Source organism: Streptomyces sp. NPDC054794, from assembly GCF_053611585.1.
Genome location: NZ_JBSHAQ010000021.1, coordinates 15,669 through 33,584, shown reverse-complemented (window position 1 = coordinate 33,584; position 17,916 = coordinate 15,669). Strand labels below are relative to the sequence as shown.

Annotated in this window: 18 protein-coding genes and 1 pseudogene; 10 read left to right on the top strand and 9 right to left on the bottom strand. The window is 73.0% G+C overall.

The window, feature by feature from the left end; all coding sequences use genetic code 11:
* Positions 1-43: 43 nt before the first annotated feature.
* Complete coding sequence (locus ACWGKT_RS22755) at positions 44-916, top strand: universal stress protein (protein ID WP_453275117.1); 873 nt, start codon at positions 44-46, stop codon at positions 914-916.
* A gap of 1 nt (position 917) precedes the next feature.
* On the opposite strand, the gene ACWGKT_RS22750 is transcribed toward ACWGKT_RS22755, so the two are convergent.
* The 3 genes from ACWGKT_RS22750 to ACWGKT_RS22740 all read right to left on the bottom strand — a co-directional run bounded on the left by ACWGKT_RS22750 (position 918) and on the right by ACWGKT_RS22740 (position 3,648).
* The gene (locus ACWGKT_RS22750) at positions 918-2,153 is read right to left on the bottom strand and encodes a DUF4032 domain-containing protein (RefSeq protein WP_453275116.1); all 1,236 of its coding nucleotides are present in this window, start codon (positions 2,151-2,153) and stop codon (positions 918-920) included.
* Between the two features lie 30 nt (positions 2,154-2,183).
* A complete protein-coding gene (locus ACWGKT_RS22745; RefSeq protein ID WP_453275115.1) occupies positions 2,184-2,930 on the bottom strand; it encodes an MBL fold metallo-hydrolase in 747 nt (248 codons plus the stop codon).
* Positions 2,931-3,015: 85 nt separating this feature from the next.
* The gene (locus ACWGKT_RS22740) at positions 3,016-3,648 is read right to left on the bottom strand and encodes an alpha-ketoglutarate-dependent dioxygenase AlkB (protein WP_453275114.1); all 633 of its coding nucleotides are present in this window, start codon (positions 3,646-3,648) and stop codon (positions 3,016-3,018) included.
* Positions 3,649-3,774: 126 nt separating this feature from the next.
* Between ACWGKT_RS22740 and ACWGKT_RS22735 the strand changes: the two genes are divergently transcribed.
* A complete protein-coding gene (locus ACWGKT_RS22735) occupies positions 3,775-4,395 on the top strand; it encodes a TetR/AcrR family transcriptional regulator (protein ID WP_453275113.1) in 621 nt (206 codons plus the stop codon).
* A 46-nt stretch (positions 4,396-4,441) separates the two neighbouring features.
* Positions 4,442-6,115, top strand: coding sequence for an FAD-binding dehydrogenase (locus ACWGKT_RS22730; protein ID WP_453275112.1), 1,674 nt, complete (start codon positions 4,442-4,444; stop codon positions 6,113-6,115).
* Between the two features lies 1 nt (position 6,116).
* Here ACWGKT_RS22730 and ACWGKT_RS22725 read toward each other — a convergent pair whose 3' ends face one another.
* Entirely contained in the window at positions 6,117-6,467 is a 351-nt protein-coding gene (locus ACWGKT_RS22725) for a DUF488 domain-containing protein (protein ID WP_453275111.1), read from the bottom strand.
* A gap of 191 nt (positions 6,468-6,658) precedes the next feature.
* Between ACWGKT_RS22725 and ACWGKT_RS22720 the strand changes: the two genes are divergently transcribed.
* The 4 genes and pseudogenes from ACWGKT_RS22720 (at position 6,659) to ACWGKT_RS22705 (ending at position 11,435) form a co-directional block, all read left to right on the top strand.
* On the top strand, positions 6,659-8,086 hold the full coding sequence (locus ACWGKT_RS22720; RefSeq protein WP_453275110.1) for a M1 family metallopeptidase: 1,428 nt from the start codon (positions 6,659-6,661) through the stop codon (positions 8,084-8,086).
* A 56-nt stretch (positions 8,087-8,142) separates the two neighbouring features.
* Positions 8,143-8,882, top strand: a pseudogene (locus ACWGKT_RS22715) (L,D-transpeptidase family protein).
* A gap of 19 nt (positions 8,883-8,901) precedes the next feature.
* Positions 8,902-9,609 carry a response regulator transcription factor gene (locus tag ACWGKT_RS22710; protein ID WP_356153662.1) on the top strand — a complete coding sequence of 236 codons (708 nt, stop codon included), beginning with the start codon at positions 8,902-8,904 and terminating at the stop codon, positions 9,607-9,609.
* Positions 9,606-11,435 (top strand): sensor histidine kinase, encoded by a 1,830-nt coding sequence (locus tag ACWGKT_RS22705; RefSeq protein ID WP_453275109.1) that lies wholly within the window; start codon positions 9,606-9,608, stop codon positions 11,433-11,435. The genes ACWGKT_RS22710 and ACWGKT_RS22705 overlap by 4 nt, the downstream gene beginning before the upstream one ends.
* 17 nt (positions 11,436-11,452) lie before the next feature.
* Here ACWGKT_RS22705 and ACWGKT_RS22700 read toward each other — a convergent pair whose 3' ends face one another.
* Together ACWGKT_RS22700 and ACWGKT_RS22695 are read right to left on the bottom strand one after the other, a co-directional pair.
* On the bottom strand, positions 11,453-11,701 hold the full coding sequence (locus ACWGKT_RS22700) for a WhiB family transcriptional regulator (RefSeq protein WP_235458341.1): 249 nt from the start codon (positions 11,699-11,701) through the stop codon (positions 11,453-11,455).
* A gap of 116 nt (positions 11,702-11,817) precedes the next feature.
* The gene (locus tag ACWGKT_RS22695) at positions 11,818-13,038 is read right to left on the bottom strand and encodes a saccharopine dehydrogenase family protein (RefSeq protein ID WP_453275108.1); all 1,221 of its coding nucleotides are present in this window, start codon (positions 13,036-13,038) and stop codon (positions 11,818-11,820) included.
* Between the two features lie 118 nt (positions 13,039-13,156).
* On the opposite strand from ACWGKT_RS22695, the gene ACWGKT_RS22690 reads away from it, so the two are divergent.
* Positions 13,157-13,867, top strand: coding sequence for a TetR/AcrR family transcriptional regulator (locus ACWGKT_RS22690; protein ID WP_453275107.1), 711 nt, complete (start codon positions 13,157-13,159; stop codon positions 13,865-13,867).
* Positions 13,868-13,927: 60 nt separating this feature from the next.
* Here the strand turns inward: ACWGKT_RS22690 and ACWGKT_RS22685 are convergent, their stop codons facing one another.
* On the bottom strand, positions 13,928-14,827 hold the full coding sequence (locus ACWGKT_RS22685) for a LysR family transcriptional regulator ArgP (RefSeq protein ID WP_453275106.1): 900 nt from the start codon (positions 14,825-14,827) through the stop codon (positions 13,928-13,930).
* A 99-nt stretch (positions 14,828-14,926) separates the two neighbouring features.
* Between ACWGKT_RS22685 and ACWGKT_RS22680 the strand changes: the two genes are divergently transcribed.
* Together ACWGKT_RS22680 and ACWGKT_RS22675 are read left to right on the top strand one after the other, a co-directional pair.
* Complete coding sequence (locus tag ACWGKT_RS22680) at positions 14,927-15,541, top strand: LysE/ArgO family amino acid transporter (protein ID WP_453275105.1); 615 nt, start codon at positions 14,927-14,929, stop codon at positions 15,539-15,541.
* 96 nt (positions 15,542-15,637) lie between these two features.
* Positions 15,638-16,945, top strand: coding sequence for an MFS transporter (locus ACWGKT_RS22675; RefSeq protein ID WP_453275104.1), 1,308 nt, complete (start codon positions 15,638-15,640; stop codon positions 16,943-16,945).
* A gap of 4 nt (positions 16,946-16,949) precedes the next feature.
* Here ACWGKT_RS22675 and ACWGKT_RS22670 read toward each other — a convergent pair whose 3' ends face one another.
* A complete protein-coding gene (locus tag ACWGKT_RS22670) occupies positions 16,950-17,405 on the bottom strand; it encodes a Crp/Fnr family transcriptional regulator (RefSeq protein WP_235458347.1) in 456 nt (151 codons plus the stop codon).
* A gap of 271 nt (positions 17,406-17,676) precedes the next feature.
* Positions 17,677-17,913 (bottom strand): hypothetical protein, encoded by a 237-nt coding sequence (locus ACWGKT_RS22665; RefSeq protein ID WP_453275103.1) that lies wholly within the window; start codon positions 17,911-17,913, stop codon positions 17,677-17,679.
* Positions 17,914-17,916 lie beyond the last annotated feature (3 nt).

Here is a 17,916-nt window from a genome sequence, read left to right as displayed (position 1 = left end):
GAAGACTGGGCCCGCGGACAGGCGACGACGAGGAGGGCCGCACATGGCACGCCCGATCACGGTGGGGGTCGACGGTACGGAGGAGAGCCTCGCGGCACTGGCGTGGGCGGGGCGGGAGGCCGTCCGCAGAGGGCTGCCGCTGCGTGTGCTGCACGCCTGGCGCTTCCACGCGTACGAGACGGCCCCCGCCGCGGACCGCGACACGCAGCACCAGTGGGTCTCGGACGGGCTGACGGAGGCCGTGCGGACGGTCACCGAGCGCCACCCGGAGCTGGTGGCGGCCCTCGACGTCGTCGAGGGACATGCCGCGCAGACACTGGCCGGCGCGGCGGCCGACGCGGAGATGCTGGTGCTCGGTTCGCGGGGGCACGGGGCCGTCGTCGGATTCCTGCTGGGCTCGGTCGGACAGCATGTGATCGCCGAAGCCACCCGGCCGGTGGTGCTGGTGCGGGCCGGGGACCGGCCGTCCGCGGAGGCCGGCGGGCGCGAGGTGGTCGTGGGCCAGCAGGGCGGCCCCGAGGACAGCGCCGCCGCGCTGCGCTTCGCGTTCGAGACGGCGGCGGCCCGCCGCGCCACGGTCCGGGCCGTACGGGCCTGGACCCTGCCGCCCGCCTTCGCCTACAGCCCCGCCTCGCTGAAGCTCCTCGACGACGCCGGCGGCCTGGAGCCGTTCGAGAAGACGGCCCTCGCCGAGGCGCTGAGGCCGTGGCGGGAGCGCTTCCCCGACGTGCCCGTCGCCGAGCAGGTGGAGATGGGCAGCGCGAGCCAGGTGCTGCTGTCGGTGGCCGGGCGGGCCCAGCTGATGGTCGTGGGCCGCCGCGCGCACCGCACGGCGGTCGGCGCCCGGATCGGCTCGGTCGCGCACGGGATGCTGCACCACGCGGCCTGCCCGGTGGCCGTGGTCCCGCACGACTGACCTACTCGGGCGCGGTCGGCTCCAAGGTCGTCCGCGCCCTGGGCAGGACCTGGGTGATGTAGTCCTCGACCGCCGTGTCGAGCCCTATGTCGTGCTGGGCGCGCTCGGACAGGTACCAGCGGTGTTCGAGCAGCTCGTGGTAGATCTCGGCAGGGTCCATGGAGCCGCGCAGGTCGTGCGGCACGGCGCGCACGGTCGGCCGGAACACGTCCCGGACCCAGCGGTGGGCCAGCACCTCGGGGCGGGCGGCGAAGGGGTCGCCGGGCGCGTAGTCGTCCTGGGTGGCCATCCAGGACTCCAGGTCGTTCAGCAGCCGCCGGGCCTGGTTCTCCTCGGTGTCCAGGCCGGTCAGGCGCAGCAGTTGGCGCTGGTGGTGGCCCGCGTCGACGACCTTCGGCACGAAGGTGACCGTGTCGCCGCCCGAGGAGCGCTCGATCTGCATCTCGGCCACGTCGAACCCGAGTTCGGCCAGCCGTCGTATCCGGCGCTCGATGTAGTGGTACTTGCCCGCCGGATAGACGGAGGTGCGGGTCAGCTCCTGCCACAGCCCCTGGTAGCGGGCGCAGATCTCGGTGCCGAACTCGATCGGGTCGACCGAGGGGTGCAGCGCCCCCGACGCCTCCAGGTCCAGCAGTTCGCCGCTGATGTTCACGCGCGCGAGGTCGAGGTCGTACTCCCGCTGCCCGGGGCTGAGCCGCGGGTGCAGGTCGCCGGTCTCCGCGTCCACCAGGTAGGCGGCGTACGCGCCCGCGTCCCGCCGGAACAGCGTGTTGGACAGCGAGCAGTCGCCCCACGCGAACCCGGCCAGATGTAGCCGCACCAGCAGGACCGCCAGGGCGTCCATCAGGCGGTGCATGGTCGCCGGGCGCATGGTCGTCTCGAACATCGAGCGGTACGGCATCGAGCCGCCCAGATGCCGTGTGACCAGCACGGACTCCAGCGGGGCACCCGCGGCGTCGGTCCGCCCGGTGAGCACGGCCAGCGGGTCCACGGCCGGTATGCCGAGCCGGTCCAGGTCGCGCAGCAGCTCGTACTCGCGCAGCGCGGGCCGCTCCGCGAGTTCCTTGACGGCGATGACCTCGCTGCCGGCGCGGGCGTAGCGCACCACGTGCCGGGAGATGCCGCGGGGGAGCGGCACGAGGTACTTCTGCGGCCACTCCTGAAGGGGCACGTCCCAGGGGAGTTCGAGCAGGAGCGCGGGATGCTCCGGGTTGGTGGCGCTGATCTGCAAGGCCATGGGACGAACCCTAAGGCCGGTTCCCGGGGTTCACAGAGCCCGTTCCCGCGCCTGCTGGGCGGCGGCACGCACCGAACCGCGGTGCACCGGTCCGTGGCCGGGCAGCAGGAGGTCGCCGTCGAGGCGCTCGATCAGTTCCAGGGAGGCCACCGCGCGGGCCCGCTCGTGGTGGAACATGTCGGGCAGCAGCTGCGGTCCCGCCAGCCGGGAGGTGGGATGGCCGCTGACCAGGGCGTCGCCGGAGATGACGAGCCCAGCGTCGGGCAGATGGAAGACGCAGTGGCCGTCGGTGTGGCCGGGCGTGTGCACCGGCACGGGGCGGCCCGGCAGGTCGAGCGCGCCCGCGCCGGGGAACGCCTCGGGAGCGGAGACCGGATGCTGCTGCGTGCCGCCCGAGCGCAGGGCGTGCACCATCCACGGCAGGACTCCCGGGCGCCACGCGTTGCGCAGCACCTCGCCCACGGACACCTGCTGCAGGAAGTCCCGGCGGGCGTGCGGCACTTCGGCCTCGTGCAGGTAGACCGGCGTGTCGTAGGTGCGGCGCAGGTACTCGGCCGAGCCGAGGTGGTCGTTGTGCGCGTGCGTGATCAGCACGGCCGTGACCGCCTCCGGCGAACCGCCCACCGCGGCCAGCGAGTCGAGGACCGCCTGCCGGTCGCCGGGATAGCCCGTGTCCACCAGCGTGAGTTCGTCCCCGTCCTTGAGGATCACCCAGTTGGTGTTGCTGCCGTGCACCAGGTAGGTGCCGTCCGTGACCTGGCGTACGTCTGTCCGCATGACCTTCCCGAGTCCTGAGCCCTGTTCGACGGGGGACAGCCAACCAGATGTCCCCGGTCCCATGGAAGGAGGGGGTTTTGGACACTCACCGTACGCCCTGCGGACGGAACTGCACGCTGATGCGCGGACCCGCGGCGCGCGCGGACTTGGGGACGCAGTGTTCCCAGGTCCGCTGGCAGGAGCCGCCCATCACGATCAGGTCGCCGTGCCCGAGCGGCCGCCGGACCGCGGCGGCGCCCCCGTGCGCCGGCCGCAGCAGCAGATCGCGGGGCGCGCCGACCGAGAGGATCGCGACCATCGTGTCCTCGCGGGCGCCGCGTCCGATCCGGTCGCCGTGCCAGGCGACGCTGTCCCGGCCGTCGCGGTAGTAGCACAGCCCGGCGGTGGTGAACGGTTCGCCCAGCTCGTCGGCGTAGTGGCGGGAGAGCGCGGCGCGGGCCTCGGCGAGCGCGGGGTGCGGCAGCGGGTCGTCCGCGCCGTAGTGGGCGAGCAGCCGCGGTACGTCCACGACGTTGTCGTACATGGTGCGGCGCTCGGCGTGCCACGGCACGTCCGCGGCCAGCCGTTCGAACAGGGCGTCGGCGCCGCTCAGCCAGCCGGGCAGCTCGTCGATCCACGCGCCGGAGCCCAGACCGGTCCGCCGCAGCCCGGCGAGGGAGCCGAGGCGCGGCTCGTCGCTCTGGTCGAACAGAGAGCCCTGGAGGTGGTGCGTGGCCATGTCGCCAGCGTACCCCCTAATCGAAAATGTGTTCCATTCTGCGATCTTGCCCCCCACGGCCTCGCCGAACGCTTTCGATACATCGATGTATCGGATACAGTCGCGCATCGAACGGAGGGCGTGACCATGGAGGAGACGGCCAAGCGTGTCACCAGGCGCCGGGTGAGGACGCGGGCCAGGCTGCTCGAGGCCGCGTTCACCGTGTTCGCCGCCAAGGGCTTCGGCCGGGTCTCGATCGAGGAGGTCTGCGAGGCCGCCGGCTTCAGCAGGGGCGCCTTCTACTCGAACTTCGCCACCCTGGACGAGTTGTTCTTCGCCCTCTACCGGGAGCGCGCCGACCTCATCGCCGAGCAGGTGTCCGACGCCCTCGGCCTCGACGGCCCCGACCTGGACGTGCCGGCCTCCGTGGACCGGGTCACCGAGGTGCTGCTGCTCGACGTCGACTGGCTGCTGGTGAAGACCGACTTCCTGGTGCACGCCGCCCGCGACCCGGCCGTCGCGCAGGCCCTGCTCGACCACCGCGCGCGCCTGCGGCAGGCGATCGCGGACCGGCTCTCCCGGGCCAAGGGACACACCGAACTCCCCGCCGTCCTGGGCGACGTCGACGGTGCCGCCCACGCCGTGGTCGCCGCGTACGACGGCGTCACCACCCAACTGCTGCTCGACCGGGACGTCGACGTCGCTCGCGGCTGGCTCAAACAGCTGCTCACCGCGCTGCTGACCGACGGCGGCGGCACCCCCGGATAACCACCTGCGCAAGTCAACTCCCGTATGGGGAAGGGAAACGGTCGCCATGGACGCGGACGTCATCGTCGTCGGAGCGGGCCTCGCGGGCCTGGTCGCGGCGCACGAACTCACCAGCCGGGGCAGGCGCGTCGCCCTGGTCGACCAGGAGAACGCCGCCAACCTCGGCGGGCAGGCGTTCTGGTCCTTCGGCGGGCTCTTCCTCGTCGACTCGCCCGAGCAGCGCCGCCTGGGCATCAAGGACTCCTTCGACCTGGCCTGGAACGACTGGCAGGGAAGCGCCCGGTTCGACCGGGTCGAGGACGAGGACTCCTGGGCGGTGCGCTGGGCCCGCGCCTACGTCGAGTTCGCGGCCGGGGAGAAGCGGTCCTGGCTGGAGGGCCACGGCATCTCCCTGCTGCCCACGGTCGGTTGGGCCGAACGCGGCGACCTGCGCGCGGACGGGCACGGCAACTCCGTACCGCGCTTCCACATCGCCTGGGGCACCGGCACGGGAGTCGTGGAGCCGTTCGCCGAGTACGCGAAGCAGGCCGCCCGCGACGGGCTGCTCACCTTCCACCACCGCCACCGGGTGGACGAACTGGTCGTCGAGGACGGCGCGGCGCGCGGGGTGCGCGGCACGGTCCTCGCCGCCGACGACTCGCCGCGCGGCGTGGCCTCCAACCGCGACCGGATCGGCGACTTCGAACTCACCGCACAGGCCGTGATCGTGACCAGCGGCGGCATCGGCGCCAACCACGACATCGTCCGCCGCTCCTGGCCCGAGCGGCTCGGCTCGCCCCCCAGGCAGATGGTCACGGGCGTTCCGGCCTATGTCGACGGGCGGATGCTCGACATCAGCGCCGAGGCGGGCGTACGGCTCGTCAACCGGGACCGCATGTGGCACTACACCGAGGGCCTGCAGAACTGGGACCCCATCTGGCCCGGCCACGGCATCCGCATCCTGCCCGGCCCGTCCTCGATCTGGCTCGACGCCCTGGGCCGCCGGCTGCCCGACCCGTGCCTGCCGGGCTACGACACCCTGGGCACCCTGCGGCACCTGCGCACCACCGAGGACATCGCGGACCACGACCACTCGTGGTTCGTCCTCACCCGGAAGATCATCGAGAAGGAGTTCGCGCTCTCCGGCTCCGAGCAGAACCCGGACATCACCGCCAAGGACCGCAAGGCGGTGCTGCGCGACCGGCTGCTCGGCAAGGGTGCCCCCGCGCCGGTGCAGGCCTTCGTGCGCAACGGCGCGGACTTCGTGACCGCGGAGAACCTGGAGCGGCTCGTCGAGAAGATGAACGGCCTCACGGACAAGCCCCTGCTCGACGCGGCCGAGGTGCGCCGCCAGATCGAGGCCCGCGACCTGCAGATGGCCAACCCGTACAGCAAGGACTCCCAGATCCAGGGCATCCGCAACGCCCGCCGCTACATCGGCGACCGCCTCGGCCGGGTCGCCACCCCGCACCGCATCCTCGACCCGGCGGCCGGACCGCTGATCGGCGTCAAGCTGCACGTCCTCACCCGCAAGACCCTCGGCGGCATCCAGACCGACCTGGACTCGCGCGCCCTGGGCGCCGACGGACAGCCCCTCGGCGGGCTGTACGCGGCGGGCGAGGTGGCCGGCTTCGGCGGCGGCGGTGTGCACGGCTACAACGCCCTGGAGGGCACGTTCCTCGGCGGCTGCCTCTTCTCGGGACGCGCGGCGGGGCGGGCGGCGGCGCGGCAGACGGGCTGAGTCAGTCGCCGAGCAGCCCGGCCAGCACCGAGGCGTGGCTCTCCTCGGGGTTCTTGGACGCGGTGAGCAGGGTCACCGTCCGGGTGCGGGCCGACTCCCGCAGACCGTCGAGGAGTTCGGCGGCCTCGGGGTCGGCGAGCTCCGCCTCGTACCGGCCGCGGAACTCCTCGTAGGAGCCCTCGCCCGCGTGGTACCACTTGCGCAGTTCGGTCGACGGGGTGAGGGCCTTGGGCCACTGGTCGACATGCGCCGCGTCCTTGGACACGCCGCGCGGCCACAGCCGGTCGACCAGGACGCGCAGGCCGTCCTCCGGCTCGGGCGGTTCGTAGATCCGGCGCAGGCGGACGGTCATGCTCGGGCCTCCGTCGAGGGGCGGGTGGGGCCCGGGCAGCGTACGCCGTCGGCCCGGTGCCCCGACCGTTTCCGATCGGCGACGCGACGTAACTTGACCTGAACGAGGGGGATTTTGGGCAACATAGCCGCCTAGTCTGTGGATTGGATGATCATCAATGTCGATCATCGGCCACCCCCCAAGGAGCGCACGTGACATCAGACCGACAGCAGGCCGCCGGACGCCGCACCGCCGTCCTCCGCCGCGAGGCGGTCCTCGCCACCGTCCCCGTCGCCGTGGCGGCACTGCTCGGAGCCGCGGGACCGGCCGCGGCCGGGACGAACGGATCCGCCGGCGTGGGCGACCCGTACTACCGGCTCGCCGGCAACGGCGGCTACCACGTCCACCACTACGGTCTGACGCTCCGCTACGACACCACCACCCGGCGCCTCGACGGCACGGCGGTCCTCACCGCCCGCGCCACCCAGCGCCTGACCCGCTTCGACCTCGACCTCAAGGGGCTGAAGGTCACGCGCGTCACCGTCGACGGCGCGGCGGCGGGCGTGCGCCGCGACGGCCAGGAACTCGTCGTCACCCCGCACCGCGCCCTGCACAAGGGCCAGGACTTCCGCGTGCGGGTCGCCTACCACGGCACCCCCAAGCCGGTCACCGACCCCGACGGCTCCTCGGACGGGTGGATCCCCACCGACGACGGGGCGTTCGTGGCCGGCGAGCCGCAGGGCGCGATGAGCTGGTTCCCGGCGAACAACCACCCCAAGGACAAGTCCTCGTACGACTTCACGATCACCGTCCCCAAGGGGCGGACCGCCGTCGCCAACGGTGTCTTCAGGGGACAGCACACCGCGCACGGCCAGACCACCTTCCGCTGGCAGCAGACCCAGCCCATGGCCGCCTACCTGGCCACGGCGACCGTCGGCAAGTTCAAGGTCGAGCAGTACACGACCCGCGACGGCATCCGCGTGTACAACGCCGTCGACCCGCGCGAGGCGAGCGCCGCCGCGCCCGTCCTCAAGAAACTGCCCTCCGTCCTGGAGTGGGAGAGCAAGCTCTTCGGGCCCTACCCGTTCCGTGCCGCCGGATCGATCGTCGACCGGGCCCCGGACGTCGGTTTCGCCCTGGAGACCCAGAGCCGCCCCCTCTACGACTCGGCGCCCGACCTGGCCACCCTCGTCCACGAGAACGCCCACCAGTGGTTCGGCGACTCCGTCTCCCTCACCACCTGGAAGGACATCTGGCTCAACGAGGGCTTCGCCACCTACGCCGAGTGGCTCTACAGCGAGCAGCACGGCGGCCCCAGCGCCCAGAAGACCTTCGACACGCTCTACGCCCGCCCGGCGCACGACGGCCTGTGGGCCTACCCGCCCGGCAACCCGGGCAACGGTGCCAACCTCTTCGGTACCCCGGTCTACGCCCGTGGCGCCATGACCCTGCACGAACTGCGCCGCGCCGTCGGCGACCAGGCGTTCTTCCGCATCCTGCGCGGCTGGGCGACGGCGCACCGCAACGACCACGGCACCACCGCCCAGTTCGTGAAGCTGGCCGAGCGCGAGTCCGGCAAGGACCTCGACGGACTGTTCCGGACTTGGCTGTACACATCGGGGAAGCCGAACCGGGTCTAGACGAACAGGCCCCGGAACCTGACAGGTTCCTCACATGTGTCGGTGAGAGTCGCATCATGATCCGTCGCAGAACCGCCGTCGCGCTCCTGGGCGCGCCCCTGTTGCTCAGTGGCTGTGGCGGCGGTGCCGCGGCGTCGCCGCGCCGGGCGCACGCCGGCCGCCCGGCGCGGACGTCCGCGCCGGCCCCGGAGGTGACCGTCGAGGCCGCCCCCGCGGGGATATCCGGCCTCGGACCCGAGACGTCGGCCGCCATACCCGGCCGCACGCGCCAAGCTGTCGTGGTGAGCGGACGCGGCAGGAACTCCCCGGTGTCCACGGTCGCCCTGCACGAGCGCACCGCCACCGGCTGGCGGGCGGGCCCGAAGTGGCCCGGGCACAACGCGCTGCGCGGCTGGAGCGCCCACCACCGAAGCGGCGACCTGCGCACGCCGCTCGGCGTCTACGGCCTCACCGACGCCGGCGGCCTGCTCCGCGACCCCGGCACCCGGCTGCCGTACGACCGCTCGGCCGGCTTCTCCTCACTCGGCACCGGCTTCGAAGGCGAGCCGCTGTCCGGGGCGTTCGACTATGTGATCGCCATCAACTACAACCGGAGACCGGGCACGTCCCCCTGGACTGGACCCGCCCCCTCGGCGCGCGCCGCGGCGGCGGCATCTGGCTCCACGTCGACCACGGCGGCCCCACCCACGGCTGCGTCGGCATCGCGAGGGCCCCTATGAAAGACCTGCTCCTGGCCCTGGACCCGGACCGGCACCCCGTCGTCGTCATGGGGTACGCCGACTGGCTCGCCCGCTGAGCGGCCTAGGATCCGCCCCGTGTGCGCACATGTGCTGGTCGCCGAGGACGACGAGATGCAGGCCGAACTCATCCGCCGCTCCCTGCTGGCGGAGGGCCACACCGCCACCGTCGTCCACGACGGCCCGGCCGCCCTGGACGCGGCCCGCAGACTGCGGCCCGACCTCGTGGTCCTCGACCTGATGCTGCCCGTGATCGACGGGTTCGGCGTGTGCCGGGTGCTGCGCGGCGGCGCCGAGGACGACGCCGACATCCCCGTGCTGATGCTCACCGCCCGCGCCGAGGAGGACGACGTCCTGCTCGGCCTGGAGCTCGGCGCGGACGACTACATGACCAAGCCGTACAGCCCGCGCGAGCTGATGGCCCGCATCCGCACCGTGCTGCGGCGCAGCGGGCGCGCCGCGACCGTGCGGGAGGAACCCGTGGCGCGCGCCGGCGCGATCACCGTCGATCCCGCACGGCACGAGGTGCGCTGCGCGGGAGTGCCGGTGGAGTGCACCCCCGCCGAGTTCCAGATCCTGCTGGCCATGGCCGGGGAACCGGACCGGGTCTTCACCCGGCCGCAACTGCTGCGCTGCACCCACGGCTTCGACCGGTCCTCCACCGAACGCGCCGTCGACGTCCACATCATGAACCTGCGCCGCAAGATCGAGGCCGACCCGCGCCGTCCCGTCCGGCTGGTCACCGTGTTCGGCGTCGGCTACAAGCTCACCGGCGGCCGTGGATGAAGCGCCGGATACCCCTGCGCAAGCGACTGCTCGTCCGGCTGCTGATCGCCTCGGCGCTGATCGCGGTGTGCTCCGTGGCCGCGACGGCGTGGCTGGCCGTGGCGACCACCACCCGCGCCCTGAAGGAGGAACAGGGCCAGGACCTCGCCGCCGACACGAACATCCTCTCCCGGCTCAGCGGGTACGCCGCGACCCACCCCGACTGGAAGGGCGTCGAGAAGACGGTCCGCGCCCTGGCCGCGAAGACCGGCCGGCGCATCGCCCTGACCACCGCGGACCGCAGCCTCGTCGCCGACTCGGCCCGTGTCCGTACGCCGCTGCCGCCCCGGCCCGCCGCCACCATCGACCCCCTGCACACCGACACGTACACCGAGTCCGGGGCGCAGCTCAGCGGCATCGACCCCCGTGCGGTGGGGCCGTACCGGCTGACGGCGCGGGAGCGTGAACGGCTGGTCGCGGTGGCCGGGAGACAGCGGCAGTGCTTCGACCGCCAGGGCATCCAGGTCACCGTCGACCTCACCCCGAGCGGACGGCCGGTCCTCACCAACCCGGACGGTACGGACGCCTCCGGCTACGTCGCCGAGGAGTGCGGCTACTCGCCCCTGAGCGCTCCCACCGCGACCGAGCGGAAGGCCCTGGACGCACTGACCCGTCAGACCCGCGCCTGCCTGGTCCGGGAAGGCCTGGAACCCGGCGCGCCGCTCTACCTCGCGTTCGACCCCACCGCGAAGCACCCGCTGGGCCGGTTCGCCATCGCCAAGTACGTCAAGGCGAACGACAAAGAGGCACTCGCGACGGCACAGCGCTGCGTCGACAGCGCCCACCGTGCCCAACTCGCGCCCTACGTCGCCCCGGTCGCCGAGCTGTTCCTCGGCATCGGGGACCGGACCGCGCCCCGCTTCGACATGTCCCCGGCCAACAAGGCCAAGGTGGTCGGCGCGGCCGGGCTGGTCCTCGCCGTCACCGTCGCCGTCACGGCCGTGGTCGCGACCCGGCTCGTACGACCGCTGCGCGCCCTGACCGCGGCCGCCCAGCAACCGCCGGAACTCCATGTGCGGGTCCCGGTGACCACACGGGACGAGACCGGCATCCTCGCGGAGGCGTTCAACGACCTGACCGAGCGCCGCGCGCGCCTGGAGGCCCAGCGCAAGGCGATGGTCAGCGACATCGCCCACGAACTGCGCAGCCCGCTCACCAACATCCGCGGCTGGCTGGAGGTGACCCGGGACGGCGTGGTCGACCCGGATCCCGTGCTGCTGGACTCGCTGCACGACGAGGCGCTGGTGCTCCAGCGCGTCATCGACGACCTCCAGGACCTCGCCGCCGCCGACGCGGGCACCCTGCGCCTGCATCGCGAGCCGGTTCGCGCCGACGACCTACTCGACCAGGTCACCGCCGCCCACCGCGTCGCCGCCGACGCGGCCGGTGTGACCCTGCGCACCGAGGCCGGCGACGCCTGCTGGCTGGACGCCGACCCGGTGCGGATGCGGCAGGCGCTCGGCAACCTGGTCTCCAACGCGCTGCGGCACACACCCGCCGACGGCACGGTCACCCTGGCCGCCCGCCCCGACGGCGACCGGGTCGAGTTCACCGTCGCCGACACCGGCACCGGCATCGCGCCCGAGGACCTGCCGCACGTCTTCGAACGGTTCTGGCGCGCGGAGAAGTCCCGCAGCCGCCGCACCGGAGGCAGCGGCCTGGGCCTGCCCATCGTCCGCCACCTGGTCGCCGCCCACGGCGGCAGGGCCGAGGCGGCGAGCGAGCCGGGAGGGGGAGCGGTGTTCACCCTGAAGCTGCCCAGGGCGACGCCCCCACAGGACGGTTGAGGGCGGCACCCGGCCGGTCAGCGGTGTCGTCGCGCCGCCACACGCCGACTCAGGGCACGCCGTTCCGATTCCGTCGTGCCGCCCCAGATACCGATGGACTGCCCCGTCTCCAGAGCCCATTCCAGGCACCGCTCCTTGACCTCGCAGCACGCGCAGACCGCCTTGGCCCGCTCCACCTGGACCATCGACGGGCCGGTGGTGCCGATCGGGAAGAAGAGGTCGGGGTCCGTACGGCGGCACGCTGCCCGCTCGCGCCAGTTGCCCATGGAAGATCACCTGCGATCGATGTCGTCCGCGCCCTTGCACATGTCTAACGCGAGTTCGGGTGACCGTCGACCCGCTCGCCAAACAGCCAGGTATCGGACAATCGGCGGACAGGTGCTCACTGCTCGCGCAGGCCCCAGGGCGAGCCGTAGGCCGACAGCAGGTCCAGGAACGGGCGGGCCGGGAACGCCTCCGGGCCGAGGACGCCCGCGCCCGACCAGGCGCCGGTGGCCAGGAGTTCGAGCGCGACGACCGGGTTCACGGCCGTCTGCCACACCACCGCCTGGCAGCCGTACTCCGCCATCGACCACTGGTTGTCGACCACGTGGTAGAGGTACACCTCGCGCGGCGCGCCGTCCTTGGTGCCGCGCACCCAGGTGCCCGCGCAGGTCTTGCCGCGCATGCGCTCGCCCAGCGTCGCCGGGTCGGGCAGGCAGGCGGCGACCACGTCCCGGGGCGACACCGCGACCGGTCCCGCGGCGCCGGGCACGGTCACCGGCTCGGTGCGGTCGAGACCCAGCAGGTGGAGCGTCTTGAGGGTCTCGATGAACTCTCCTCCCAGGCCGTACTTGAAGGTGACGCGCCGCGCGTCGACCCAGCGCGGCACCAGCAGCACCTCCTCGTGCTCCACGTTCACGCACTCCACCGGGCCGATGCCCTCGGGGAAGTCGAACACCTCAGGCTCGCTGAAGGGCGCGGTGGTGAACCAGCCCCGCCCGGACTCGTAGACCACCGGCGGGTTCAGGCACTCCTCGATGGTGGTCCAGATGTTGAAGGACGGCGCGAAGTCGTGCCCGTCGACGGTGAGGTTCGCGCCGTCGCGGATGCCGATCTCCTCGATCTCGTCGAAGAGCTCGTCGGCCGCGTACCGGGCGAACACGTCGGACAGGCCCGGTTCCACGCCCATGCCGACGAGCGCGAGCGCGCCCGCCTTCTCCCAGTCGGCGGCCACCGCGAACTGCTCGTCGCCGAGCTTCACCCCGCACTCCTCGTACGGGCGCTCGGGATGCGGCCGCGAAAGGGACATCGCCATGTCGAGGTAGCCGGCGCCCGCCGCCCCCGCAGCCCGGAACAGGGGCATGACGAACCGGGGGTCGGTCGCGTTGAGCAGGACGTCGCACCCGTGCCGGTCGAGCAGGGCGGCGACGGTGGCCTGGTCGCCCGCGTCCACGCGCTCGGCGCGGAACCGGGAGCCCTCGGCGCCGAGCGCCGCGACCGCCGCCTCGGCCCGCCCGAGGTCGTAGTCGGCGACCACCATCAGGTCGAAGAACGGACGCCGGGCCGCGATCCGGGTGATGGCGGTGCCCACACCACCGGCTCCCACGAGCAGCACACGCATGGCGAAACTCTCTCTCAGTCGAACTCGAAGTCGGGGAAAAGGCGCGCCTTGGGCCGAGATACAACGCCGTGGCGTCACGTAAGGTCAATGGCGTTGGCATAAGAACGGAGGCGGGACCGTGCCGAAACCGGTGGTGCCCGAGGACAAGCGGCGGCGGCGCCGTCCCACCAAGAGCGGCACGGTGCTGTCCGAGCGGCTGATCGTCCGGACGGCGCTGCGCATGCTGCGCGAACACGGCAGCGCCGGGCTGACCGCGCGCCGCCTGGGCCTGGCCCTGGACTGCGACCCGAGCACCCTGTACCGCTACTTCCGCGGCATGGACGACCTGACCCTGGCCATCGGGGACGCGCTCATCGCGCAGGCGCTGCGCGGCTGGGAGCCGACGGGACAGTGGCGGGCGGACCTGCGGGCGATCGGGCTGCGCATCCACAGCGCCTACATCGCGCATCCGCAGGCCGCGCTGCTGACCGCGAACCGGGTCAGCGGCCGGTCCCACGAACTGGCCGCCGACGAGGCCGTGTTGAACGTACTGCGCACGGCCGGGTTCCCGCTGCCGGACACGGTGCGCGTCTACCACGCCTTCATCGACCAGACGCTGGCCTTCGCCGCGCTCGACGCGGCGTCCCTGGCCCTGCCGAGCGCCTCCCAGCGCGCCGACGACGCCAAGTGGAGCTCGACCTACGCCCGCCTCCCGCACAGCACCCACCCGCGCATCGCCGAGGCGGCCCCGCTCCTGGCCACCCGCATGCTCACCAGCGCCTATCCGACGGCCCTGGACATGCTCCTGGACAGCGCGCACGGCAGCCTCCGGGCGGCCACGGGCGGGTGAACCGAGGGGCGCCGGCCGCGAGCGCGCGTCGGGGCGCCGCCCGCCACGAGCCTGCCGCCGTCACCCCCGCAGCGTCTGCGCCGCAGTCGCCGTCACCGCCTCGGCCACCGCCGCCAGCGCGGGGGAGTCGAGCCGCCACTGCTGCCAGTACAGGGGGACGTCGACCGGGCGGTCGGGCGCGAGGTGGACGAGGCGGCCCGCGCGCAGCAACGGGTCGGCCTGGGCCTGCGGCACCAGGCCCCAGCCGAGGCCCGCGGCGACGGCCTCGGCATAGCCCTCCGAGGTCGGCACGTAGTGCCGCAGCGCGCTCGCGGTCCCGCGGCCCCCCGACAGGGAGCGCACGAAGCCGTCCTGGATGTCGTCCCGCCGGTCGAAGACCACCACGGGCGCCTCGGCGAGCGCCTCCGGCAGCGGCCCGCCCAGCCGTGCCTCGGCGAAGACGGGGTTCGCCACCGGGAGGTAGCGCATCCGGCCCAGCGCGCGCACCGAGCAGCCCGGCACGGGATCCGCCGACGAGGTCACCGCGGCCATCACCAGCCCCTCCCGCAGCAGCGCCGCCGTGTGGTCCTCGTCCTCGCGCCGCAGCTCGAAGCAGAGCCGCGGCTCCTGCGGCACGCGCGTGAGCGCCCCGAGGAACCAGGTCGCCAGCGAGTCCGCGTTCACCGCCACCGACACCCGCGTCGGCTCCCCGGCACCGCTGATGCCCAGTTCGCCGCGCGCGTCGCGCTCCAGCCGGGCCAGCTGCCGGGCGAACCGCACCAGCACCTCGCCGGACTCGGTGGGCCGCACCGGCTTCGTGCGCCGCAGCAGCACCCGGCCCGTGCGCCGCTCCAACGCCTTCACCCGCTGGCTGACCGCCGACGGCGTCAGGTGCAGGGCGGCGGCCGCCGCGTCGAACGTGCCCTCGTCCACCACGGCCAGCAGCGTCCGCACCTGGTCGAGAGGAAGCTCCGACATCATCCGCGGCCTCCCCTCGTCATCGGGAGTCTTCAGGAGCGCTAATGGTACGTAAAAATCTTTAGCTGTACGTACGGTGATCCCTTGCCTAGCGTCAAGGGCATGTCCAACGCCCTGACCGCCGCGGTCGCCGGATTCGGCACCGGCCTCTCCCTGATCGTCGCCATCGGCGCCCAGAACGCCTTCGTCCTGCGCCAGGGCATCCGCCGCGACGCGGTCCTCGCCGTCGTCGGCATCTGCGCCCTGTCGGACGCCCTGCTCATCTGCCTGGGCGTCGGCGGCGTCGGCGCGGTCGTGGTGGCATGGCCGGGGGCGCTGACCGCCGTCGGGCTGATCGGCGGCGCCTTCCTGCTCGGCTACGGCGTCCTTGCCGCCCGCCGGGTCCTGGGGCCCGGTACCGGCCTGCGGACCGAGGGCGAGGCCGCCGGGTCCCGCAGGCGGGCGGTGCTCACCTGCCTGGCGATGACCTGGCTCAATCCGCACGTCTACCTCGACACCGTGTTCCTGCTCGGCTCGCTCGCCGCCGAGCGCGGCGCGCTGCGCTGGACCTTCGGCCTGGGCGCCGCGGTCGCCAGCCTGTGCTGGTTCACCGCGCTCGGCTTCGGCGCCCGGCTGCTCGGCCGCTTCCTCGCCAAGCCGTCCGCCTGGCGCGTCCTGGACGGTCTGGTCGCCGCGACGATGATCGCCCTGGGCGTCACGCTCGTCGCCGGATCCTGAGGCGGTCGGGCCCTGGCGGAAACGGGTTCGGCGGTCGCGGGAGTCGGTGCCATAGTGAAGCCCGATCGAAAGTTGTAGCGACCAACCAGGAAGCCCGTGGACACCAGCGAGAGCACCGGCAGCAGCACCGAAGCGCCGTCCGACGACCCCGCCCCGCCGGCACCCGCCCGACGGGGCTGGCGCCGCTGGGCGATGGACACCCGCCCCCTGCGCCGCCCCGCCTACCGCCGTCTGTGGACCTCCACCATCGTCACCTCGGTCGGCAGCCAGCTCACCGCCGTGGCCGTCCCCAAGCAGATCTACGACATCACGCACTCCTCGGCCTGGGTCGGCTACGCGAGCCTCGCCGGTCTCGTGCCCATGGTGGTGTTCGCCCTGTGGGGCGGGGCCGTCGCGGACACCGTGGACCGCCGCAAGCTGCTGCTGGTCACCAACGGCGGCATAGCCGTCACCTCGCTCCTGTTCTGGGCGCAGGCCGTCGGCGGGCTGGACTCCGTCGCCGTCCTGATGGTGCTGCTCGCGATGCAGCAGGCGTTCTTCGGCCTCAACGCCCCGGCGCGCAACGCCTCCATCGCCCGGCTGGTGCCCGCGGAGGAACTGGCCGCCGCGGGCGCCCTCGGCTCGACGGTCATGCAGACCGGCCTGGTGGCGGGGCCCCTGCTGGCCGGCGCGCTGATCCCGGTCATCGGCCTGCCCGAGCTGTATCTCATCGACGCGCTGGCCCTGTGCGTGACGGTGTGGGCCGTCTTCCGGCTCCCCGCGCTGCCGCCGCTGGGCGAGGCGTCGGCCCGCCGCGCCGGATGGCGGGAGATCGCGGCCGGGTTCCGCTACATCTCGCTGCACAAGGTGCTGCTGCTGTCCTTCCTCGCCGACATCGTCGCCATGGTCCTCGGCATGCCCCGCGCGTTGTTCCCGCAGCTGGCCGCCCAGACCTACGCCCCGTACGGGGAAGGGCTCGCGCTCGGCGTGCTGTTCGCCGGGATACCGGTCGGCGCGGTGATCGGCGGCCTGTTCTCCGGCACGTTCTCGCGGGCGCGGCGGCACGGCTGGATGGTGATCGGCTCCGTGGTCGGCTGGGGCGTGGCCGTCGCCGGGGTGGGCCTGAGCCGCAACCTCTGGATCGCCTTCGCCTTCCTCGCCGCGGCCGGGGTCGCCGACATGGTCTCCATGGTCTTCCGCGGGGCGATCCTACTGTCCGCGGCCACCGACGAGATGCGCGGCCGGATGCAGGGCGTGTTCACGGTCGTCGTCGCGGGCGGCCCGCGGCTGGCCGACGTGCTGCACGGCACGGCGGGCTCCGCGTTCGGGCCGCGCGCCGCCGTCACCGCCGGCGGCCTGCTGGTGGTCGTCGTCATGCTGGGCCTCGCGGCGGCGATGCCGGCCCTGCGCCGCTACCGCGTCTGAGGCCCTACACGGGCCTGCGCCGACCCGTCGTGTACTGGTCCATCAGCTTGCCCCGCGTCATCTCCAGCCGGTTGGCGAGGATCTCGGCGACGGTCCGCACCAGCGACAGCCCGAGCAGCGGATCCTCCACGGACAGGCCCAGCACCGCCGCCGCGTCGAACTCGTAGGCGCGCACGGGGGAGAAGGCCACCGCGCCGAAGTCCCAGGTGTACGGCGGGAAGAGCCAGGACCAGCCGAGCAGATCGCCCGCGCCCAGGCTGGCCACGGTCACCCGCTGATGGGAGGTGACCTGCTGGTCGAGGTTGACCGCGCCGGAACGGATCACCCAGAAGCGGTCGGCCGTGCCGCCCGCCTCGAAGATCCGGGTGTCCTCCGGGAAGGAGACCTCCTGGGCCAGCTCCATCAGACGCTCGCGCTGCACTTGCGGAAGTGCGGTCAGCAGTTTTATCGCTTTGGTCATGGCGCAGGGCTCCTCGCCGGCGGGGGGTTCCGGTGTTTTCCCTACGCCCATTTCAGCCGCTGGCGCCGCCCCGAGCACCTCGGGGGAGGCGAGATCCTCCGGATTTCCTGCGGAGGGCATGAAAAAGCCCTGGCTGGACGGGGGAGACCAGCCAGGGCCGTCAGCGGTGGTGCAGGGAGGACCTGGGCGTCGACTCCATGACCACGTATGGATGAACGCTAAACCATCCGGCGGGATTCCGGGTAATCGAGAGCGGGTCAAGTGACCTGTTTCACTCTGGTTTCACTCCGACGTCCCCCTCGTGCCCACCCGGGACCACGATCTCGTCCAGCACGCGCAGCACCGCCTCGTACGCCGTCGCGCGCACGAGCGCCTCCCGCGCCCCGTCCGGATCGGCCGTCCGCAGGTCCTCCTCGCGCTCCCGCCAGGCCCGCTGCTCCGCCCTCGCGTAGGTCCGGCCCCGCTGGATGCGCCGCAACAACTCGTCTGAGTCCACGACATCGGTCATACC